Genomic DNA, 2,262 nt, shown 5'->3' with positions numbered 1-2,262 from the left:
CCCAGTCTCGGAATCTGAAACGAATAGAAAAAACGCAGTGCGTACACCGCCTGCATATGTCTCTCCAACTCCGAAACAAGCGCTTTCATGCTGTCCAGCTCCCATTCCCGTATTTTCAGAAATACATCCCGCCCCGAAAGCTGTCGTTCCAGCTTTTGAAGGTATTCCGTATTCTGATTTCGGGTAATCGTGTAAATAGAGATTGCTTTCATACCTGTACCGCCTGCGTTCCTTTTCGACCTTTCCAAACTTTATAGATCCTTCTTTTTGCCGCAGCACTCCATGAGCGCCGCCAGCACCTTATCCATCTGCAGTGGTTTTGCCAGATGCACATTCATCCCAGCTGCCAAGCACTGCCTGGCATCCTCTTCAAAGGCATTTGCCGTCATGGCAAGAATCGGAATCTGCCTTGCATCCGCCCGCGGAATCGCCCGGATCGCGCGTGTCGCAGCCAGACCATCCATCACCGGCATCATCACATCCATGAGAATCGCATCGAACGTCCCCGGAGGTGCCGCCTCAAAGCAGTCTACTGCCTTCTTCCCGTTCTTCACAATCGTGACATGGGCACCCGCATCGGTCAGAAGTGTTTCCGCGATGTCTGCATTCAACTCATTGTCCTCCGCCAAAAGCAGCTTCAAACCGTGAATATCTCCTGACGGCGCTGCTTCTTTAACCGGGAACTCCTCCGGCGGCGGTGCAATCTCAAATGGAATTTCCACCACAAACGTCGTTCCAATGCCGACCTCACTCGTCACTTCGATGTTTCCGTGCATCTGTTCAATCAGCCCTTTGACGATCGTCATTCCAAGCCCAGTTCCCTGATAAACACTGCGCGCATCATTTTTCTCCTGTGCAAACGGGTCAAAGATGTGATCCAGAAATTCCTGGCTCATGCCAACTCCCGTGTCCGAGATCGTCCACCTATAGACGCACCAGCCGTCCCGTACATCCTGCGCCTCCACCCTGGTACTGATTTTTCCGCCCGGACGATTGTATTTGATGCAGTTTCCATAAATATTCAGGAAAATCTGGCGCAGATGGAGCTGGCTGCCGTAAATATACGGATACGGAATCTCCGCTTCCCTTCTATCATACTCCCATTGAATGCCCGCATCTACCGCGCGCTCGATGATAATGCTCACGATATCGCGCGTCATCTCTTCCAATGAAATATAATCATGTGCCAGAATGATCTTTCCCTCTTCCAGCTTGCTCATCTGCAGCACATCATTGATGAGGGACAGCAGATGCCCCGCCGCTACCTGCATTTTCCGGTGATTTTCCATCACCATCTCCTTATCTTCAAAATGTGTCTCATCGATTTTCAAAAGCCCGATAATGCCATTGAGCGGTGTCCGGATATCGTGACTCATGCGGCTTAAGAAATCTGTTTTCGCCCGGTTTGCCGTCCGCATTTCATCAAATGCCGCCTGCAGGCGCGCGTGCTCCTGTTCATCCCGCGCGTGCATCTGCGACGTATCCTGCAGAAGAATGATCGCATGAACCACCGGCATCTCACAAGAAAGCTCCGTATCAAACACGATCGTCTGCGTCATCAGAACTGTTTTCTGTACCCAGCAGATCGTGCCATCTTCCTCCTGGATACAGTATTCCACGGAAATATGTTTCTCCCCTGCCTCAAACCGCTTCAACAGCTTAGCCGGATCATCTGCCAGACGATAGCTTCCCAAGGTCTCCTGGGTAACCATCTTCATATATTCACTGCAATAATCACGGTAAGAACACGGCAGCGGATAGTCCATAAATAGCTCCCGGCATTCCTCGTCTTTTCCATTCAAGACAACACTCTTCTCCAGAATATCCTTTGTCAAATTAACTGTATATATCATATCCGACAGATCCAGGAGTGCATCCACATAGCTGTCATTTTCCAGAATCGACTGTTTGAGCTGTTCATAATAAAGCGTCAGCTGTTCCTTCGCATCTGCCCGCCCTTCTGAACTTTTCCGGATCGTCTCAAATGCCAGCAGGAAATGATGCAGCTTTCCTTCCTCATCCCAATCTACCGGGATCAGCGTCAGGCGGCTGTAGAGTCCCTGACCGTTCGTGTCATACTGCAATTCGAGTAGATCTCCCTCCGCCTGCAGCTTCCCGGAAAGCTCTGAAACCTGCAGGCTCTGGCGGATGTGGGCGCGGTCAGCACGAGCCACCCGTTCCGCTGCTATCTGCTCCGCCGCACCGGAATAGCTTCCGTCTGACGCCAAAAAGAAATCAGCACTGGCACGGAGTGCCCGGTAG

The 2,262-nt window shown here is 51.3% G+C and carries 2 protein-coding genes and 1 pseudogene (1 of these 3 only partly in view); all 3 read right to left on the bottom strand.

From position 1 onward, the window contains the following. Positions 1-212 (bottom strand): annotated as a pseudogene (locus QVO97_RS11560) (ATP-binding protein); the annotation flags it as partial. A gap of 39 nt (positions 213-251) precedes the next feature. Beyond that, complete coding sequence (locus QVO97_RS11555; protein ID WP_288189740.1) at positions 252-2,228, bottom strand: ATP-binding protein; 1,977 nt, start codon at positions 2,226-2,228, stop codon at positions 252-254. Positions 2,229-2,235: 7 nt separating this feature from the next. Continuing rightward, positions 2,236-2,262: part of a GGDEF domain-containing protein coding region (locus QVO97_RS11550; protein WP_288189738.1), annotated on the bottom strand (this coding region is incomplete at its 5' end). 571 nt of the annotated region lie beyond the right edge of the window; the window shows 27 of its 598 annotated nt.

This window comes from Clostridium sp. CAG:43 (assembly GCF_000434655.1).
In the GTDB taxonomy this organism is placed as follows: Bacteria; Bacillota; Clostridia; order Lachnospirales; family Lachnospiraceae; genus Otoolea; species Otoolea fessa.
Note: the sequence above shows the minus strand (reverse complement) of the source record. Positions and strands in the feature narration are given on the sequence as shown.